The 19,824-nt window shown below is 66.3% G+C and carries 16 protein-coding genes; 7 read left to right on the plus strand and 9 right to left on the minus strand.

Translation table 11 applies throughout. The annotated features are described in order from the left end of the window. Positions 1-562 precede the first annotated feature (562 nt). The gene (locus tag EU800_RS22835) at positions 563-2,254 is read left to right on the plus strand and encodes an iron ABC transporter permease (protein WP_129635818.1); all 1,692 of its coding nucleotides are present in this window, start codon (positions 563-565) and stop codon (positions 2,252-2,254) included. Positions 2,255-2,420: 166 nt separating this feature from the next. Here EU800_RS22835 and EU800_RS22840 read toward each other — a convergent pair whose 3' ends face one another. Beyond that, complete coding sequence (locus EU800_RS22840) at positions 2,421-3,452, minus strand: Fe(3+) ABC transporter substrate-binding protein (protein ID WP_129635819.1); 1,032 nt, start codon at positions 3,450-3,452, stop codon at positions 2,421-2,423. 264 nt (positions 3,453-3,716) lie between these two features. Here EU800_RS22840 and EU800_RS22845 point away from each other — a divergent pair, with 264 nt between their 5' ends. Continuing rightward, positions 3,717-4,928 (plus strand): class I SAM-dependent methyltransferase, encoded by a 1,212-nt coding sequence (locus EU800_RS22845; protein WP_371685662.1) that lies wholly within the window; start codon positions 3,717-3,719, stop codon positions 4,926-4,928. Between the two features lie 55 nt (positions 4,929-4,983). On the opposite strand, the gene EU800_RS22850 is transcribed toward EU800_RS22845, so the two are convergent. From EU800_RS22850 to EU800_RS22860, 3 genes are all read right to left on the minus strand, one after another. Continuing rightward, positions 4,984-6,381: a TRAP transporter large permease gene (locus EU800_RS22850; protein ID WP_129635820.1), complete on the minus strand. Its 1,398-nt coding sequence runs from the start codon at positions 6,379-6,381 to the stop codon at positions 4,984-4,986. 5 nt (positions 6,382-6,386) lie between these two features. Next, the gene (locus EU800_RS22855) at positions 6,387-7,064 is read right to left on the minus strand and encodes a TRAP transporter small permease (protein WP_129635821.1); all 678 of its coding nucleotides are present in this window, start codon (positions 7,062-7,064) and stop codon (positions 6,387-6,389) included. A gap of 81 nt (positions 7,065-7,145) precedes the next feature. Continuing rightward, entirely contained in the window at positions 7,146-8,147 is a 1,002-nt protein-coding gene (locus EU800_RS22860) for a TRAP transporter substrate-binding protein (RefSeq protein ID WP_129635822.1), read from the minus strand. Positions 8,148-8,581: 434 nt separating this feature from the next. On the opposite strand from EU800_RS22860, the gene EU800_RS22865 reads away from it, so the two are divergent. Beyond that, positions 8,582-9,331, plus strand: a complete 750-nt coding sequence (locus EU800_RS22865; protein ID WP_129635823.1) for an SDR family NAD(P)-dependent oxidoreductase — start codon at positions 8,582-8,584, stop codon at positions 9,329-9,331. Positions 9,332-9,395: 64 nt separating this feature from the next. Here EU800_RS22865 and EU800_RS22870 read toward each other — a convergent pair whose 3' ends face one another. Beyond that, on the minus strand, positions 9,396-10,628 hold the full coding sequence (locus EU800_RS22870; RefSeq protein ID WP_129635824.1) for a sigma-54 dependent transcriptional regulator: 1,233 nt from the start codon (positions 10,626-10,628) through the stop codon (positions 9,396-9,398). Continuing rightward, positions 10,625-12,406: an ATP-binding protein gene (locus EU800_RS22875; protein ID WP_129635825.1), complete on the minus strand. Its 1,782-nt coding sequence runs from the start codon at positions 12,404-12,406 to the stop codon at positions 10,625-10,627. Before EU800_RS22875 ends, EU800_RS22870 begins: the two co-directional genes overlap by 4 nt. A 97-nt stretch (positions 12,407-12,503) precedes the next feature. Here EU800_RS22875 and EU800_RS22880 point away from each other — a divergent pair, with 97 nt between their 5' ends. Then, entirely contained in the window at positions 12,504-13,703 is a 1,200-nt protein-coding gene (locus EU800_RS22880; protein WP_129635826.1) for a cytochrome P450, read from the plus strand. 127 nt (positions 13,704-13,830) lie between these two features. Beyond that, positions 13,831-14,136 carry a DUF4389 domain-containing protein gene (locus EU800_RS22885; protein WP_129635827.1) on the plus strand — a complete coding sequence of 102 codons (306 nt, stop codon included), beginning with the start codon at positions 13,831-13,833 and terminating at the stop codon, positions 14,134-14,136. Between the two features lie 140 nt (positions 14,137-14,276). Here the strand turns inward: EU800_RS22885 and EU800_RS22890 are convergent, their stop codons facing one another. From EU800_RS22890 to EU800_RS22900, 3 genes are all read right to left on the minus strand, one after another. Beyond that, positions 14,277-15,635 carry an MATE family efflux transporter gene (locus EU800_RS22890; RefSeq protein WP_129635828.1) on the minus strand — a complete coding sequence of 453 codons (1,359 nt, stop codon included), beginning with the start codon at positions 15,633-15,635 and terminating at the stop codon, positions 14,277-14,279. A 124-nt stretch (positions 15,636-15,759) separates the two neighbouring features. Continuing rightward, positions 15,760-16,383 (minus strand): hypothetical protein, encoded by a 624-nt coding sequence (locus EU800_RS22895; RefSeq protein WP_129635829.1) that lies wholly within the window; start codon positions 16,381-16,383, stop codon positions 15,760-15,762. A 310-nt stretch (positions 16,384-16,693) separates the two neighbouring features. Further along, a complete protein-coding gene (locus tag EU800_RS22900; RefSeq protein ID WP_129635830.1) occupies positions 16,694-17,293 on the minus strand; it encodes a cyclopropane-fatty-acyl-phospholipid synthase family protein in 600 nt (199 codons plus the stop codon). 98 nt (positions 17,294-17,391) lie between these two features. Between EU800_RS22900 and parE the strand changes: the two genes are divergently transcribed. Together parE and EU800_RS29155 are read left to right on the plus strand one after the other, a co-directional pair. Continuing rightward, entirely contained in the window at positions 17,392-19,353 is a 1,962-nt protein-coding gene (parE, locus tag EU800_RS22905; RefSeq protein ID WP_129635831.1) for a DNA topoisomerase IV subunit B, read from the plus strand. A gap of 167 nt (positions 19,354-19,520) precedes the next feature. Beyond that, a complete protein-coding gene (locus tag EU800_RS29155) occupies positions 19,521-19,709 on the plus strand; it encodes a RusA family crossover junction endodeoxyribonuclease (protein ID WP_242500728.1) in 189 nt (62 codons plus the stop codon). Positions 19,710-19,824: the final 115 nt, after the last annotated feature.

The following is a 19,824-nucleotide window of genomic DNA, read 5'->3' on the forward strand; positions in this document are numbered from 1 at the left end:
TCGCTGTATTGCTGCTCGGATGGCGTGCGTGGTCGTGGCGCTGCCGTGACGTACCTGTCCCATAGGGCTTCCTTCCATTCCAGCGAATGGATCGCACCATCAAACCGTGGGATCAAACACCTAGACCTTGCCAGAGACCGGTTAACGGCGGGATAGCGCAGGGAGCGACCTTCTGCTGGAGCAATAGTGAACAGCAGCAACGTCCGCTGACTTCAACCTCCCCAGGATCCGTCCGCCCGACGGGGGCGCTGGTCTGCGGGTCCGGTCGGCCCTACGCAAATGGGTCGTTCTTTCGGTCGATACCCATTCCAGGAATGAGCCAAAACGCGAGCGAAACGTCCACTATCGACCGTTTCGTCCCCCACCATCGCCGAAACCGCTTTGTCAGGTACAGAAACGACCGAAATTTCAGTCAATCCTGACCGTGGTTTGTGCAGATTCGACCGGTTTTTTTGTCAAGTATCCGCCAGGACGCCGTCCTTTCCCCCGTACCGGAGCCGCGCAGCCCCAACCCCACGATTTCCGATTTCCGTCCCGACCAAAGTCCGATAAAAACACTCGCATGAGCTTGCGCCCCATCGCCATGGCCGAGCGTTCAGCGACCGGCCTGCTGCGCGGCGGTGCGCTCTTCGTTGCGGCCCTCTGTCTCCTGCCGATGCTCGCGGTGGCGATTGCCGCGGTGCTTGGCTCGACCGAGACCCTGCGGCATCTCGCCGACACGGTGCTCTGGACCTATACCGGCACGACCATCCAACTTGCTGTATCCGTGGCGCTTGGCACCGCCGCGATCGGCACCGGCGCGGCCTGGCTGGTGACCATGACCCGCTTCCCCGGCGTCCGGGCCTTCGAGATCGCCCTGGCTCTGCCGATGGCGTTTCCGGCCTATGTCATGGGCTACGCCTATACCAGCTTTCTCGACCATCCCGGCGCGGTGCAATCGACGCTGCGGGCCGTGACGGGCTGGGGTCCGCGCGATTACTGGTTCCCCGAGATCCGCTCGGTCGAGGGCGCGGCGCTGATGCTGATCCTGGTCCTCTATCCCTATGTCTACCTGCTCGCCCGGGCAGCCTTCCTGCAGCAGAGCGCCACCGCCTTCCTCGCCGCCCGCGCGCTCGGACGCGGCCCCTGGACCGCCTTCCTGCGCGTCTCGCTGCCGATGGCACGCCCGGCCATCGCAGGCGGCGTCCTGCTCGCAGTGATGGAGACCATCGCGGATTACGGAACCACGTCGCATTTCGCGGTTCAGACCTTCGCCACCGGCATCTACACGAGTTGGTTCACAATGGCCGATCGCGCCGCCGCCGCCCAGCTCGCCCTCTGCCTGCTCTTCTTCGCGCTGCTCCTGGCCATTCTCGAGCGCATGCAGCGCGGCGAGGCAAGGCACCACGCCGCCGGAAAGCGGTTCGAGCGCCTGCCGCCGATCCCGCTCGCGGGAGCGGCGAAATGGGGTGCCGTCATGCTCTGCGGCCTTCCGGTGCTCTTCGGCTTCGTCCTTCCGGTGATCCTGCTGGTGGGGATGGGCCTCGACTCGGAGCAATCACTTTTTACCCGTCGTTACTGGGAGTTCACCCGCAACACGGTCGTGCTGGCCGGCACCGCGGCAGTGTTGACCATGCTCGGCGCGATCCTGATTTCCTTCCGCCTGCGGCTCTGGCCCGGGCCCACCTCCCGATGGGCCGCCCATGTCGCGCGGATCGGCTACGCGGTGCCGGGCGGGGTGATCGCCGTGGGCCTGCTTGTCCCCTTCGCGGCCCTCGACAACGCGATCGACAGCTTCCTGCGCGAGAGCGTCGGCATCTCCACAGGGCTGCTCTTCACCGGCTCTATCTGGCTCCTTGTCGCGGCCTATCTCGTCCGCTTCATGGCCGCCGCGCTCAACGCCTATGACAGCGGCCTGGGCACGATCCATCCCAATGTCGACGCGGTCTCGCGCACCCTGGGCAAGCCGCCGCTGGAGATGCTGCGCCGGGTGCATCTGCCGGTTCTTCGCCCTTCGGTCCTGACCGCGCTGCTGATCGTCTTTGTCGACACGATGAAGGAACTGCCAGCGACGCTCATCATGCGTCCCTTCAATTTCGACACGCTGGCGGTGCAGGCCCACAGGCTCGCCGCCGACGAGAGGCTCGACGGGGCGGCAGTGCCGAGCCTGGTGCTCGTCGCGGTCGGGTTGCTGCCAGTGATCCTGGTGTGCCGCGGACTCGGCCGGCGACAGGACTCGCGGGTCTTCGGGCCGCCGCCGACACCGGCGGAGTGACAGCCGGGATCGAACCCCGCCGCACCGGATCCTGATGACTTGGCAGCATAATGCGTTCCGGCAGCGCGGACAAAACGCGAAACAGCCCGCGGGTTCGCGGGCTGTTCCGGCACTGTCGGAGGAGGACGATGAGAGCCCCTTGCCGAGGCGATCGACAGCGTCCGTGTTACTTCCAACCGACCTCGTTGAAGATCTTCTGGGCCGTGCCGATATTCTCGGCCACCGCCGACAGGTCGATCTCGTCGGCCTTGAACGTCCCGAGCTGCGCCACCGTATCGGCGAGCGCAACGCCCGGAACGGCCGGGAACTCGTCATTGCCGCCCGAGAAATAGACCTGCGCCTGATCGCCTGCGAGATATTCGAGGAACTTCACCGCAGCTTCCGGATTCGGAGCATGGGCCGCGACGCCGGCACCCGAGAGGTTCATATGCGCGCCGTTGCCATCCTGGTCCGGGAAGACCCAGCCGATCCGGTCGAGCCCTTCGGTCACGCCATCCACATTCGTCCGGAGCGCACGGGCGAAGTAGTAGGTATTGGAGACCGAGATGTCGCATTCGCCCGAGACCAGCCCGCGCAGCTGGTCGGTGTCGCCACCCTGCGGCGGCCGGGCCATGTTGTCCACCACGCCCTGCGCCCAGGCCCGCGCGGCGTCCTCGCCCTTGTTGGTCACGATGGAGGCCAGCAGGGTCTGGTTGTAGTCGTTGGTCGAGGAACGGATGCAGATCATCCCCTGCCATTTGGGATCGGCCAGTTCCGCATAGGTCCGCGGCGGCTCGGCGACGTCCTCCTTGTCGTAGAAGATGATACGCCCGCGCTGCGAGAAGCCGAACCACTCGTTGTCACTGTCCTGCAGGTTGCCGGGGATGCGTTCTTCCAGGACCGCGCTCTCGACTGGCTGCAGGATGCCAGCCTCCTTGGCCCGCGTCAGCCGCGAGGTATCGACGGTGATCAGCACGTCGGCCGGGCTGTTGCGCCCCTCGGCCTTCATCCGGGCGATCAGCTCGTCGGCATTGCCCTCGATCCGGTTGATGCGGATACCGGTCGCCTCCTCGAAATCCGAATAAAGCCGGTCATCGGTGTCGTAGTGGCGCGAGGAATAGAGATTGAGCTCGCCCTCGGCGACGGCCGTCGTGGCGGTTGCGGCCACGAGCGCCGTTGTGAGCGCAAGGCACGTGTGGCGGAATGAATGGTCGATCATGCGGGTCTCCTGTCCGGTTCGTTTCCCGAGTCTTATTATCGGATATCTGGCCGACTTCAAGCAATACCTGACAGATTTGTTCTGAAACCCCTCTGGCGCCCGTCGGGTGCACCCGCAGCCGGGGCCTTCAGGCGCTAAGACTCTGGGATTCTGCCGAAAATGCAACCTCTGCCGGATCGTGGGCCTCGACAGGTTGCGTCGCGCTTGGCAATTTGTCACAGGGAGAGTCACGAAACGCGCCGGTTCGGGCGAGGGACCGGATTGATGGCCATGTGGAACCAGCTTCTCGATAGGTCCCTGCACCGCCTGATCGGCGTGGGACGGCTTCACGTCGTGGACACATCCGGCACACGCCGAACCTACGGGCCCGGCGGAACGCCGGAGGTCAGCGTACACATCCACGACCGCGGCCTGCCGCGGAAACTGCTCGCCAATCCCGAACTCGCGCTCGGCGAAGCCTACATGGACGCGCGGCTGACCATCGCCGGCGACGATCTCCCCGACCTGCTGGCGCTCCTCTTGATGAACCGCGACGCCGGCCGATCGACCGCGGCGCTCAGCGCCAGCCGGCTCCTTCGCCGGCGGCTCCGTCACATGGCTCAGTACAACCCGCTGGCCCGGGCCCAGGGCAATGTCGCACATCACTACGACCTGTCGCGGCGCCTCTACGAACTCTTCCTCGACCTCGACATGAACTATTCCTGCGCCTATTTCCGCTCCTCCCGAGACAGCCTTGAAAAGGCGCAGGCGCAGAAGAAGACGCATGTCGCCGCCAAGCTCCGGCTCGCCCCCGGCATGCGGGTGCTCGATATCGGCTGCGGTTGGGGCGGCGTGGCGCTCACGCTGGCGCGCGATTACGGGGTGCGGGTCGTCGGCGTCACCCTCTCGACCGAACAGCACCGACTCGCACGCGAGCGCGTAAGGCAGGCCGGGCTGGAGGACCGGGTGGACATCCGGCTCGCCGACTACCGGACCGTGACGGAAAGTTTCGACCGTGTCGTCTCGATCGGCATGTTCGAGCATGTCGGCGCGCCGCATTTCCGCGAGTACTTCTCCCATGTGCGGGATCGGCTGACCGAGGACGGCGTTGCGCTCATCCACACGATCGGCCGCCGCACGCCGCCCGGCGCCAGCAGCCCCTGGATGGCCAAATACATCTTTCCCGGCGGCTATGTGCCGGCGCTTTCGGAGGTGATGGCCGCGATCGAGCGGGAACGGCTGTGGGCGACCGATATCGAGGTCCTGAGACTGCATTACGCGCGGACGCTGCTCGAGTGGCGGCGGCGCTTCGAGGCCAATATCGACGAGGTGCGCGAACTCTACGACGACAGGTTCTGCCGGATGTGGCGCTACTACCTCGTCGCCTCAGAGATGACCTTCCGCCATCTCGACCACGTGGTGTTCCAGATCCAGCTCACGCGGCGACAGGATGCGGTACCGCTGACGCGGGACTATCTCTATCACGATCACGACTGAGGAAAGGCCGGGCGGCACCGAAGCGCCGCCCGACCGTTGCAGATGGTCTCCGGGATCAGTTGGTGATGATCTCCGGTCCCATGACGGTGGTCGGCAGGTAGGTCGAGAGCCAGGGGACATAGGTCACCAGGATCAGGAAGACGAAGAGCACCGCGAGGAAGGGCAGCGCCGCACGGACCACGCGCATCATCGGCATGCCGGCCACACCCGATGTTACGAAGAGGTTGAGGCCCACCGGCGGGGTGATCATGCCGATCTCCATGTTGACCACCATAATGATGCCGAGATGGATCGGGTCGACGCCAAGCTCGAGCGCGATCGGGAAGACCAGAGGCGCGACGATGACGAGGAGGCCCGACGGCTCCATGAACTGGCCGCCGATCAGCAGGATCACGTTGACGACGACGAGGAACATCACCTTGCCGAACCCTGCCGACAGAAGCGCCTCGGCGATGGTCTGGGGCACCTGCTCGTCGGTCAGCACATGTTTCAGGATCAGCGCGTTGGCGATGATGAACATCAAGGTGATGGTCAGCTTGCCGGCGTCGTAGAGCGTGTTGACGGTGTCGCGGTGGAAGAACGCGGTGACCAGGGCATAGGGCCGGTCGAGCAGGGTGCGGTTCCTCTGCCCCTCGACGCGAGCGGCCAGCGGGCCCATGTCGCGATAGACGAAGCTCGCGACAAGGAACGCATAGACCGAGGCGACCGCGGCGGCTTCGGTGGGCGTGAAAATCGCGCCGGTGAGACCGGGCACGCCGTAGATGCCCACCATGATGATGACGATCAGCATCAGCCCCCAGAAGGCGTCGCGGAAGGACGCGCCGACCTCGCTCCAGCCGAGCCAGTCGCCCTTGGGAAGGTCGCGGATCTTGGCGATCGCGTAGATCGTGACCATCAGCATGCCGCCCGCCATCAGACCCGGAATGACGCCGGCGAGGAACATCCGGCCGACCGAGACATCGGTGGCCGAGGCGTAGACGACCATAACGATCGAGGGCGGGATCAGGATGCCGAGCGTGCCGGCGTTGCAGATCACGCCCGCGGCGAAGTCCTTCGAATAGCCGACCTTCTGCATCGCCGCGATCACGATCGAGCCGATGGCGACGACCGTTGCGGGCGAGGAGCCGGAGAGCGCGGCGAAGATCATGCAGGCAAAGACACCGGCGATGGCGAGGCCGCCCGGCAGGTGGCCGACGCAGGCGATGGCAAAGCGAATGATCCGCTTGGCCACACCGCCGGTGGACATGAAGCTCGAGGCGAGGATGAAGAACGGAATGGCCAACAATGTGTAATGGCCGGCCATCGCCTGATAGAGGGCCTGCGCCACCGAGGCCAGGGAACTGTCCGAATTGGCCAGCAGGAAGAGGATTGAGCTGAGGCCGAGGCTCACCGCGATCGGCACGCCGGTCAGCAGCAGCGCGACCACCATGACGAAGAGAAGAACGATTTCCATGTCGGTCAGTCCTTCTGTCCGGAGCCGTCGAGCTCGTCCTCGAGCTCGTGGCTGACGATCAGGCTCTCGCGCCGGCCGGCGATCACGCCGAGCGCCGCCTCCGCCACCCGCACGAGCAGCAGGAATGCGCCAACCGGAAGGATCAGGTAGACGACGAGCCGCGGCATTTTCTCGTAGCTCTCGCCCTGGTTCACCAGCGGCTCGAGCCAGCGCAGCATGTCGAGCATCGGGATCTGGTCGGTCTCGTACCAGGCCTGGTCGCGGGTCTCGGCGAATCCGGTCGGGAACCAGCGGCCCGAGGTCGCGTCGAGCCCGGCGAACGGGGCGTAGTAGTCCCAGGCGCCCTTCATCAGCAGCAACGCATAGGCCAGGCAGCAGATCGCCGCCACGATCGCGGCAGTCCTCCGTCCGGCCGGGCCGAGCGTGTTGACAAGCGCGTCGACGCCGAGATGGGCCGTGATCCGGAAGCAATGGGAGATGCCGAAAAGCACAAGCCAGGCGAACAGCACCAGCACCACTTCGAGGCCCCAGATCAGGCTGTCATTGAACACGTAGCGCAAGACCACGTTGGTGAAGGTCAGCAGCACCATGGCGCCCAGCAGCGCCGCGATGACGACCACTTCAATTCGCGCGATGGCCTGTCCGAACGCTGTTTCAGGTTGATGTCGTGGATGTGTGCTCATGTCCCCTCCCCCGGGCCGACCTGTCACCAGAGCCGCCGGCGCTCTACACGCCGGCGGCCCGTTTTTTCTTGTCGGTCAGCCTTACATGCTCATGTTGATGTCCTGAGCGGCGGCGATGTTGTCCGCGCCCACGTCACCCTCGAACTGCTCCCAGACCGGCTTCATCGCGGCGACCCAGGCGTCGCGCTGCTCCGGCGTGAGTTCGCGGATAACCGCGCCGGCATCGAGGATCGCCTGACGGTTGGCGGCATCGACCTCGGCGATCGCTGCGTTGCGCTCGGCGGTAACCTCGTTGAAGATCGTGGCGAGCTGGGTCTGGACCTCCGGGTCGAGGCTGTCCCACCAGTCCACCGACGTCACCACCATGTAGTCGAGCACGCCGTGGTTGGTCTCGGTGATACCGTCCTGCACCTCGAAGAACTTCTGACCGTAGATGTTGGACCAGGTGTTTTCCTGACCGTCGACAACGCCGGTCTGAAGCGCGCCGTAGACCTCAGAGAAGGCCATCGGCTGGGGCGAGGCTTCGAGCGCCTCCATCTGCGCCACGAGCACATCGGACGGCTGCACGCGGAATTTCAGCCCCTTTGCGTCCTCGGGCGTCATCAGCGGCTTGTTGGCCGAGAATTGCTTCAGGCCGTTATGCCAGAAGCCCATGCCCTTGAGGCCGCGGCGTTCCATCGAGGCGAGCATGGCCTGGCCGGCCTCGGAGCTCTGGAACGCATCGACAGCCTCCATGTTCTTGAACATGAAGGGAAGGTCGAAGATGCGGAACTTCTTGGTGAATTTCTCGAACTTCGAGAGCGACGGCGCAGCTATCTGCACATCGCCCTGCAGCATCGCCTCGAGCACCTGGTCATCGTTGTAGAGCGTGGAGTTGGGGTAGACCTCCATGCAGGCCACGCCGTTCATCTCCTCGTTGACGCGGTCAGCGAGTAGGCTGGCGGCGATGCCCTTGGGGTGCTTGTCTGTATTGGTGACGTGGCTGAACTTGATGACGATCTCGCCGTCTTCACAGCTGGCGAGCGCGGCGCCCGCGCTCATCACGAGGGCAAGGGCAGTAGCGGTGGCGGTCAGGTGTTTCATGTCTATCTCCTCCCGAGACAATGAACGAAATTCTTCGGCCAGCATTCAGCGGGCGCGCCATCCAGCAAACAGGGGCCGGCCGGGCCGACCAAGAAAAAATGCGACGGACCTCGGCCCGCTCAGAAGTTATTTCAATTTCAATATATTAAGGCGGATTCCAGGACGCTTCGCGAAAGCGCGCCCGAACCTCTGTGCGGCGCAACGCACAGCCTATTGCGCGTGTTGTGCGGATACTCGCACAGATGCCGGGAATCGTTCCCGCTGCGCGAAGGCCTGCATTTCGCATGTGTCAGAGCCAGTGGCGAACCCGCTTCGGCTCTGGACTACCCGACCGGGGCGTCGCACTCTGCCGGAAGGTTGGAGACGAGGTCGTCCCCGCGTCCGCGGCGCGGATGACCGCGGCAGACGTCAGATTTCAGGGAAGGAGACGAGACATGTTCCAGGGACGTTTCGAAGGCAGGGTGGCCGCTGTCACCGGCGGCTGCAACGGTATCGGCGCGGCCGTCGTGGAGCGCCTTGTGCTGGAAGGTGCCAGGGTCGCCATCTGGGACATGGACATCTCCGCCCGCGAAACCCGCGTGGGCAACCTGCCGGCCGGGTCCTACGCCTGTTTCCAGGTCGACGTGAGCGACCTCGCTTCGGTCGAGGCTGGCCACAAGGCGAGTGTCGAGCAATTCGGCGGCATCGACATTCTGGTCAACAGCGCCGGGATCGCCGGACCGGTCAGCACGCTCGCCGACTATCCGCCCGAGGAATGGCGAAAGGTTCAGGCGATCAATCTGGACGGTACGTTCTTCTGCTGCCGTACCGTCGTTCCGGGCATGATCGAGAGGAACTGGGGCCGGATCGTCAATGTCGCCTCGGTGGCGGGCAAGGAGGGCAACCCGAAGGCGTCGGCCTATTCGGCCTCCAAGGCGGCGGTGATCGGGATGACCAAGTCGCTCGGCAAGGAACTCGCCACGCACAATATCGCCGTCAACGCCATCGCCCCGGCGGCAGCGCGCACCCGGATCTTCGATCAGGTCACGCAGGAATTCGTCGATTTCATGCTGTCGAAGATCCCGCGCGAACGCTTCGTCGAGGTCGAAGAGATCGCCGCGATGATCTGCTGGATGTGTTCGGAAGAGAACTCCTTCACCACCGCATCGGTCTTCGACATCTCGGGCGGCCGCGCGACCTATTGAAGGAAACGGCCGCTACGCCCGGTGGTCCGGGCGCGCGCTGGCCAAGGGACGCCCCTGGGACAGATCACTGCCCCGGCCGGTAATCCTCCGCCCGGAGCCCGTGCCGCGCGAGCTTGTCGTAGAAGGTCTTCCGCGGCAGTCTCAGTGCCTCGGCCGCCTGCACGGCCCGGCCCTCCGCCCGCTCCAGCGCCGCCACCAGCAGCGTCCGCTCGACCTGCGCCATCTGTTCGGCCAGCCCGACATCCTCCGCCGGCGCAGGATCGTTCAACCCCATTGCAAAGCGCATCGCCGCGTTCATCAGCGAGCGCGCATTGCCCGGCCAGTCCTGCGCCATCAACCGGGCGATCACGTCCGGCGTCACTTCGGGCTCCGGCAGCGCCGCCTGTTCACAGGCCATCGCCACATAGTGGCGGAACAGCGGGCCGATATCCTCCTTGCGCTCGTCGAGCGGCGGGATGCGCACCCGGAGCACGTCGAGCCGCATCGCGAGATCTGCCGAGAAGCGGCCCGAGTCCACCTCGGCCTGGAGATCCTTGTAGGTTCCCGCAATCACCCGCGCATCACCCCCCGAATCCAGCCGGTCGAGCAACGCAAGCTGCGCCGCCGGACCGAGCGCCGAGACCTCATCGAGAAAGAGCGTGCCGGCACCGGCCGCCTCGCTAGCCTCGGCGAGGCTCTCCGGACCCAGAGCTGCCGCCGATCGCTTTACGAACGGGTGCAGCGCGGCCGGCGAGACAAGGTGGATCACCTCGGCCACCTTTGCCGTGCCCGAGCCCGCAGGGCCCGTCACCAGCACCTCCGCGCCGGCCCGCGCGACCAGCCGCACCCGGGCCCGGAGCGCCTCGGACTGCGCCGAGGTGCCGCGCAGCATCCGCGCCGCTGCGTCCCCCGCGGTTAGCTCTCGCTTCAGCCGGCGGTTCTCCATCACCAGGTCGCGCGCCGCAAGCGCCTTGTGAACAACGGTCAGCAAAGCCCCGGGATCGCAGGGTTTCTCTAGGAAGTCGAAGGCTCCGCCGGAGATCGCCCGTACCGCCATCGGCACATCACCCTCGCCGGTGAGCAGGATCACCGGTAGGTCCGGATCGACGCTTTTCACGAAATCCAGGAGCGCGAAGCCGTCCTTTCCCGGCATGCGGATATCGGTCACCACGACGCCGGCAAACTCCGGCGAGACATGGTCCTTGGCCACGATATAGCTGCCCGCCAGCACCGGGCGCAGATCCGCCAGTTCCAGCGTCTGGCCGAGCGCCTCACGCACCGCCGCATCGTCATCGACCAGAAGCACCCTGTCTGTCACGCCGCCACCTCTTCCTGTGCCCGCCTGAGTTCCACCGTGAAGATAGCCCCGCCACCGGGCCGGTTGGCGCCGCGGATCGCGCCGCCGAAGCTCTGCACGATGCCATAGGAAATCGACAGCCCCAGCCCCATACCCTCCGAACGCCCGACCTCCTTGGTGGTGTAGAACGGGTCGAAGATCCGGTCCACCGAGGTGATGCCACGACCGGTGTCGCTCACGCTGAGCCGCACAAGCTCCCCCTCGACGGCGATCGCGACGCCGAGCCGTCGTTCGTCGCGCCCCTCCATGGCATCCACCGCGTTGGAGACGAGGTTCATCACCACCTGCTGCAGACGGACCTCGCCGCCGCGCACCAGCACCGGCGGCACGGGCGGCGCCCAGTCGAGCAACACACCGTCGCGCTTGAGCCGTCCCTCCGACAGCAGCAGCACCGCCTCGACCACCGACCCGAGATCGACCGGGCGCACCGGTTGCACTTCCTGCCGGGCGAAGGCGCGCAGGTTGCGGATGATCCGCCCCATCCGCCGCGCCATCTCGGTTATCCGCCCGAGATTCTCCGCCGCCCGCTCGGGCTGGCCGCGGTTGAGGAAGGCGGTTCCATTCTCGGCAAAGGAGGAGATCGCCATCAGCGGCTGGTTCAACTCGTGGCTGATCCCGGCGGACATCTGGCCGAGCGCCGAGAGTTTGCCGGCCTGCACCAGATCGCTCTGGGCACGCTTCAATGCCGCCTCGGCGGCGGTGCGCTCGTCAACCTCCCGACGCAGGGCCTTGTTGGCTGCCGAGAGCGCCGCGGTGCGCTGGCGCACCCGCTCCTCGAGCCGCGCGTTGGCCGCTGCCTCGATCTGGAGTCGCGCCGACAGCCGGCGGCGGCGGTCGAGCAGCGCCAGGATAAAGGCGCCTATACCGAGGCCCAGCGTGGCCGCCGCCAGCGCCTGCCAGCGCGCCAGCGCCAGCGCCGGCGCGATGTCGACCAGCGCTTCGCCCTGCATGTTGATGACCGGCAGCGGGCGGGTCAGGTGGATCGCCAGCCGCGGGAGGTAGCGCCCGGCATCGAGCCGCCAGATCTCCTGCCCGGCGAGACGAAACGGCGTCACGTCCGGAAAGGGCGTGAGCGGTGCCGCGCCATAGGTTTCCGCCGCGAGCGGCGGCAGCGGCAACGCGTAGCTGCGGAACAGCAGCTCCGAGCGGTTCGACGAGATGACCACGCGGTTCGCGTCGGTAAAAGCGACCATCATCGCGTCGCCGCGCCAGGCCGCCTCGATGGCGCCGATATCGGCCCGCACGATCACCGTCCCCGAGACAGGGCCCGCGGGCGAGAAGACCGGCGCGGCGAAGGTGAAGATCCGGCGCCCGGTGCCCGGCTCGACCGCATGGGTCGCCCCGAGTCCGCCATCGACCGTGGCGCGGCGCAGATAGGGAGCGCCCGCGAGGCTTGCCGGGGCGGCGCCGGAAGCGGCGAGCACCTTGCCGCCGGGCGTCGCCGTGAGGATCTCGAGCGAGCCGGTCTTGTCGGCAGTTCGCCGCAGCAGCCGCGCGGCGGTCGCCGCGTTGCCCCGCCCGGCCAGGAGCGCGGTCAGGTCCGGATGGTCGGAAAGCAGCACGGCAAGTTCGCGGTAGCGTTGAAGCTGACCAACAAGGCGGTCCGCGGCGAGCGAGAGGTCGGCCTCTCCACGGGCCGCAAGGCCGCGCAGTTCGGCGGAGAGCGCGACCCACCAGACGCCGCCGGCAAACCCAGCGACGGCGAGGAGATAGGCGAGGATGGCCCAGATTCGTCGCATGTCCCGCTCCCGATCAAACAGAGCCTAGGCGGAGGGGGCGGCCAAAGGAAGCCGCGCGCGACTTGCGTCCGATGGTCGGAGTCGGCAGGAAGGCGCCATGCAGCGCCTCTCCCAGTCTCCGACCGAGCCCGGTTTCGTCCAGGACCCCTACCCGTTCTACGCCCGCGCCCGGGCGGCGGGCGACATCGTCTTCTGGGAGGATTACGGGATCGCCATGGCAACCAGCCACGCGGCGGTCAACGCGGTGCTGCGCGACCGCCGCTTCGGACGCGAGGTGCCGCCCGAGATCGCGGAACCGGTGCCCGACCATCTCGCCCCATTTTTCGCCATCGAGGCCAACTCGATGCTCGAGCTGGAGCCCCCGCGGCACACCCGGCTGCGCGGGCTGGTGACCCGCGCCTTCACCACGGCGCGGATCGAGGCGATGGCGCCGGTGATCGAAGACCTCGCCGCAGAACTGATCGCGGATTTCCCCGGCTCTCCCTTTGACCTGCTCGACGCGCTCGCGCGCCCGCTGCCGGTGCGGGTGATCGCGCGGCTCCTCGGTGTGCCGGAGGATCGGGCGGGCGACCTTCTGGGCTGGTCGAACGCGATGGTGGGAATGTATCAGGCCGGGCGCACGCGGGAGATGGAGGACGCGGCCGTCGCGGCGACAGAGGCTTTTCGCAGCTACCTGCAGGACGTCATTGCCGCGCGCCGGAAAGCGCCGCGGGCGGACCTTCTCAGCCAACTTATCGCGGCGGAGGAGGAAGGTGACCGGCTGAGCGCAGAGGAACTGATTTCCACCGTCATACTGCTGCTAAACGCCGGCCACGAGGCGACGGTGCACAGCTTCGGCAACGGCGTGAAGGCGATCCTGGAGGCCGGGGCCGGGTCGGTCACGCAGGACCCCGCGCGCCTGCCGGGCCTCGTCGAGGAGATCCTGCGCTTCGACCCGCCGCTGCACCTTTTCACGCGGCACGCCTGTGAGGAGGTCACGCTGTTCGGCGAGACGTTCAGGCGCGGCGACCGGATCGGATGCTTGCTGGCCTCGGCGAATCGCGATGCGGCGGTCTGGGAAGCGCCCGACACATTCGACCCGTCCCGCCCCGTCCGGACCAACGCGAGCTTTGGCGCGGGGCTGCATTTCTGCATCGGCGCACCGCTTGCGCGGCTGGAACTGGCGCTCGCGCTGAAGGCGCTGTTCGCCGCCTGCCCCCAAATGCATCTCGCGGACGCGCCGCGCTACGCCGATATCTACCATTTCCACGGCCTTCAGCACCTGATGGTGTCGCCGAACCGGGGCCCGCGAGTGTAAGCCGTTCCGGAAGCGACCGCCGTCCGCGCGGAACACAAGCCCGCCGCGGGTCGCGCCAAAAGGGCCGGCCGGTGTTGATCACGCCGCGAAGCTGCGTAATCTGCCCTCAGCAACAGTGGAGCACCCCATGCGCAACGAGAATATCGACGGGCGGATCCACGGCCCGCAGCCGGAGCCGGAGCCGGGCGAGACGGACTCGCTGTTGATCCGGCTTGTCTACATGCTGCTGATCTATTTCATGATCGGCATCGCCAACACGATTCTGATGCTCGCCACCTTGGGCCAGGTGGTCATCATGCTGATCAACAAGCAGCGCCCGAACGAGCGGCTAGCCGATTTCGGCACCGATCTTGGAATCTGGATCGCCAAGGCAGCGCGCTACCAGACCGCGGCCAGCGATGTGAAGCCCTGGCCCTGGACCGAGCTCGACTGAGATCCTGCGCCGTTGCCTGCCGCCCGGCCCGCTCCCAGGGTTTCGGCACGTCGCCGCGATGGAGCGATGATGACAGATCTGCGCAGGATGCCGCTGCGCAACAAGACCATCCGGTTTGAGCGGCGCAGGCAGACTAGGGCTCAGACCGCGAGCCGCGGCAGGCTGTGGCGCCAGAACCGCGCCATCAGCATTGCTCCTGCCGCCGCAAGCCCGATGACCAGCCCGATCCAGACCCCGATCGCGCCGAAGCCCATCGGAAAGCCCAGCAGGTAGCTCGCGGTCAGCCCCAGCGGCCAATAGGCGATCGCCGATATGACCATTGGCACCCGCGTGTCCTGCACACCGCGCAGCAGCCCATGGGCCATGACCTGGCCACCATCGGCGAGCTGGAACAGCGCCGCCAGCGCCATCAGCCCGGTGCCGATCGCGATGATCGCCGGCTTCTCGGGGTCGTCCGGGTCAAGGAACAGGCCGAGCAGCGCTTCCGGCCACAGCAGGAAGACAGCGATTGTGAGGAGTGCGAAGCCCACGGAGAGCGCAATCGCCACCAGCGCCCCGCGCCGCAGCCCGGCGACGTCGCGCCGCCCGACTGCCTTGCCGGCGCGGATCGTCGCGGCGTTCGAGAGCCCCACGTGGACCAGGAAGCTTGCCGAGGCGCACTGTATGGCGATGCCATGCGCGGCGAGCGGGATCGTGCCGAGCCAACCCACCAGGATCGACGAGAAGGCGAAGAGGCCGACCTCGGAAAGGTTGGTCAAGCTGATCGGCCAGCCGAGCCGGAACACTTCGGCAAAGGCCGGCCAGTCGGGCCGCCAGACACGCCGGAACAGGTCATGTTCGGGGAATTGCCGCAGCGCGTAGAGCACCAGCCCCGCGAGCGACACGATTTGGACCGAAAGCGAAGCGATGGCAGCACCGACCAGTCCCAGTTCCGGAAAACCGAAGGCGCCGAAGATCAGCAGGTAGTTGACGCCGGCATTGCAGAGCGCCGCGAGGAGCGTGACCCAGAGCACCACGCCAGTGCGTTCCAGCGCCGAGAGATAGGATTTGAGCACCATCACGCCGAGCGCCGGAACGATGCCCCAGCCGGCGATCGAAAGATAGCGCGCCGCCGCGGCCGCGACCGCCTCCGTTTGCCCCAACGCCAGGAGCACCGGCTCGGAATTGAGCAGCAGCGGCAGGATGAGCCCGGCATAGAGCAGGGAAATCCAGATGCCCATCCGCGTCACCCGGCGGATCCGCACGTCCCCCTCGCCTGTCTCGCTGGCCGCGGCGACCACCGGCATCACCGCGAAGGCGAAGCCCGAACCCATGATGAAGATGGTGAAAAACAGCGAGCCGGCCAGCACCAGCGCCGCCAGGGCCTCAACATCGTACCAGCCCACCATGATCGTGTCGGTCACCTGGATCGCGAATTGCGCCAGATGTCCGCCGATCAGCGGCAGGCCGAGGGAGAGCACGGCGCGCGCGTGCCCGGCAGGAGAGAGCGGTTTCGTCATGGCCGGCCCTTAGCTGTCGCGTCGGTGATGGGCAAGCGTTCGCGGCGGTGACGCGCGCGGGGGACGAAAAAAGCGACGGGTCCGCGGCGTGGCGGACCCGTCCGGAGTGGGGATGGTCAGGGCCTCAGGCGGGACGGCGGCGCAGCGCCAGCACACCCATGCCGGCAAGCAACAGCGGCAGGCTTGCCGGCAGCGGAACCGGGGCGACGTCACCCTCGACCAGAATGCCGAATTCCTTCGCGCGGTTGGAGCCGAAATCGAACAGCCCGTCCTCGTCCCAGGAGGCCGTGCCGGCGGTGTCGACACCTTGGTTGCCGCCGCCAAGGGCGCCTGTGCCTTCGAAAACGATCGTGTAGGTGCCAGCGGCCAGCAGACCGAGCGCGGAGAAATCGAACAGCGCCAGCTCGGCCTCGTCGCGGGTGATCGGGTCCACCGCGAAACTCCCGGTGGCCAGCAGGGCGCCGCCGACGCCGGCGCCGGATTTCAGGCTGACATCGACATCGGCAAAGCCGGAGAAGCTCGAGATATAGGCCGACACGGTTAGGGCCGAGGTCGCCGCGTCGAGCGTGAAGCTCTGCCCGATCGGCTCATAGTAACCGATGTTGAACAGGCTCATCCCGGTCGGGTTGGCATAATAGTCGAACGGCATGCCGGTGTCGTTCAGCGTGTTTAGCACGACGGCGGCGGAGGCCGCCGCAGCCGTCCCGACAAGGAGACCGGAAAGTGCAATCGTCTTCAGGAAACTCATGAGTCGCTCCAAGTTGGAAATGGGGCACCATGCCCCTCGCGACCCGATGTGTTGCGCATATCGGTGACAGCTGGATGACGGTCCGGCGATCTCTTGGACCCGGATGTGAGGCCGGATCTTTCCTGTGGCCGTTGCCGCAGACGGCAACGAGACCGGCGGCTCCACGTCAATACCGTGTTGTTTTAAATTGAAAATTATGATTTTTCGGCTTTTGGATACGGGCTCGCTTCCGGGCAGGTCTCCGCCATCGCAGCCCCCCGCAAACGACATCCGCCGCTGGCATGACGTGGCGACAGCCTCGGCGGGCGCGTCAGCCGCCGGGCTTCACCGCCACGAAATCCACCAGCGCCGACAGGCCGCTGTGCCCTTCGCCCTCTTCGATCTCGGCATCGTAATCGGCCGCGTCTAGGACCTGCCAGCCGGGAAAGGCCGCGTCCAGCATCGGCAAGTCATACATGTTCTCGGCCCGCCCCGGCCCGCCGGTGCCATAGTCCACCTGCCGCGGCGCGTAGCCGTGCAGCAGCAGGAGCCCGCCCGGCCTCAGCGTCCGCGCGATCGCGGCAAGGATCTCGGCCCGCGCCTCCGGCCCCATGAACTGGATGAAGATCGCAACGACCGCGTCCCAGCGATCCGCTTCCCACTCCCAGCCGAAGATGTCCGCCTCCCGGAAATCGACCGAAACGCCCCGCGCCTCGGCCAGCCGCCGCGCCTTCGCAAGCGCCACGTCCGAGGAATCGAAGGCCGTCACTCGGTGGCCCTGCGCGGCGAGCCAGACCGAGTTCCGCCCTTCCCCGTCGGCGACGCAGAGCACCTCGGCCGCCTCCGGCAGGTGCCGCGCATGCGCCTCCAGAAACCCCGCCGGTTCGGTCCCGAAGACGTAGTCCGGCCGGTCATATCGTGTGTTCCACATCGCGCGCCCTTTCCACCGTGTCAGGCTGGCTCTTCCCCAGCCCCTGCATTCCTGTCAAGATATGCGACAATCCACGAAGAAAAAAACGAGCAGCCCCCATGCGCGACGATCTCCTCTCCGGCGGCGACACCTCCCAATCCTACGATGCCTCCTCCATTGAGGTGCTCGAAGGGCTCGAACCCGTCCGCAAGCGGCCCGGCATGTATATCGGCGGCACCGACGAGCGGGCGCTGCACCACCTCGTCGCCGAGGTGCTCGACAACTCGATGGACGAGGCCGTCGCCGGCCATGCCAACCGTATCGAGGTCGAGCTCCACTCCGATTACGCGGTCACCATCCGCGACAACGGCCGCGGCATCCCGATCGACCCGCATCCGAAATTCCCCGACAAGTCGGCGCTGGAGGTTATCCTCTGCACGCTGCACGCCGGCGGCAAGTTCTCCGGCAAGGCCTACGAGACCTCCGGCGGCCTGCACGGCGTCGGCGCCTCGGTGGTCAACGCGCTCTCCGATTCGATGGTGGTCCAGGTCGCCCGCGACCGCCAGCTCTACGAGCAGCGCTTCTCCCGCGGCAAGCCGCTCGGCCCGATCGAGGTCATCGGCAAGGCGCCGAACCGCCGCGGCACCACGACCACCTTCCACGCCGACGAGGAGATCTTCGGCCATCACCGCTTCAAGCCGGCCCGCCTCTTCAAGTCGATCCGCTCCAAGGCCTACCTTTTCTCCGGCGTCGAGATCCGCTGGAAATCCGAGATCGACGACGGCGAAACCCCGCAGGAGGCGACGTTCCACTTCCCCGGCGGCCTCGCCGACTACCTCAACGAATCGATGAACGGCTCCTCGACCTATGCCGCCGCCCCCTTTGCCGGCAAGGTCAGCTTCCAGGAGAAATTCGGCGAGCCCGGCTCGGTCGAATGGGCGATCAACTGGACGCCGGCGCGCGACGGCTTCCTCTACAGCTATTGCAACACCGTGCCGACGCCCGAGGGCGGCACCCATGTTCAGGGCTTCTGGAACGCCATCCTCAAGGGCATCCGCGCCCATGGCGAGCGCGCCTCCAACCGCAAGGCCGCCCAGATCACCCGCGACGACCTCGTCTCGGGCGGCTGCGCGCTGGTCTCCTGCTTCATCCGCGAGCCCGCCTTCGTCGGCCAGACCAAGGACCGGCTTTCGACCGAATCCGCCGCGCGGATGACCGAGAACGCGGTGCGCGACCATTTCGACCACTGGCTGACCTCGGACCCGAAATCGGCCGGCGCCATCCTCGACTTCCTCGTCCTGCGCGCCGAGGAGCGCCTGAAGCGCCGGCAGGAAAAGGAAACCGCCCGCAAGTCGGCCACCAAGAAGCTGCGCCTGCCCGGCAAGCTCGTCGACTGCTCGGCCACCAACCGCGAGGGCACCGAGCTCTTCATCGTCGAGGGCGATTCGGCCGGCGGCTCGGCCAAGATGGCCCGCGACCGCAAGATCCAGGCCCTGCTGCCGCTCCGCGGCAAGATCCTCAACGTGCTCGGCGCCGCCTCCTCCAAGCTCGGCTCAAACGCCGAGATCAGCGACCTGACCCAAGCCCTCGGCACCGGCCTCGGCACCCGGTTCCGCCTCGACGACCTGCGCTACGACAAGGTCATCATCATGACCGACGCCGATGTCGACGGCGCCCACATCGCCGCCCTCCTGATGACCTTCTTCTTCTCCCAGATGCGCCCGATGATCGACGCCGGCCACCTCTACCTCGCCTGCCCGCCACTCTATCGCCTCACGCAGGGGGCGAAACGCGTCTACTGCCTCGACGAGGCGGAGCGGGACGCGTGGCTCGAAAGGGGCCTCGGAGGCAAGGGCAAGATCGACGTCTCCCGCTTCAAGGGCCTCGGCGAGATGGACGCCAAGGACCTCAAGGAGACGACGATGGACCCGAAGAGCCGCAAGCTCATCCGGGTTTCCATCGACGAGGACGAGCCGGGCGAGACCGGGGACCTCGTGGAGCGGCTGATGGGGAAGAAGCCGGAACTGCGCTTCCAGTATATTCAGGAGAATGCGCGGTTTGTGGAGGAGTTGGATGTGTGAGTGACAATGGAACCGAATGGTGATCTGTGGAGCCAGAATTTCCTATTGAGTTCGGTGTTACGGGCACGCCTGTTTCTCACCAGTGTCAGCACAAGCTCGCCCGGAGAGAATGGAAAGAGCGAGTCTTGGCGTCCTGTCTAGAATCAATAGGAGAACCTGTTTTTGCGGTGGAAAATGCAGTCACAGTGGTGATCTACTACTTTCCCGTAGAAGACGCTCAAGGCGATCTTGACAACATCACCAAATTGATACTGGACGCCTTGGTCCCGCACGTCTTGATGGATGACAGTCAGGTAGAAAGCATCATTGTTCGCCGGTTCAAACCCGGTGTCGCTCTGGAATTAAGGAACATCTGATCAACACGTTCGGCTTCGCCGAGAAGTCCGGCTGAATGTTCTGGGGCGCCGCGGCCCGTCCGAAGGTCCCAGGATTGGCGGTTTCGGGGCCGTCTGCGTGGCGTCGCAGGCCACT

The organism is Tropicimonas sp. IMCC6043 (genome assembly GCF_004146235.1).
Classification (GTDB): Bacteria; Pseudomonadota; Alphaproteobacteria; order Rhodobacterales; family Rhodobacteraceae; genus Tropicimonas.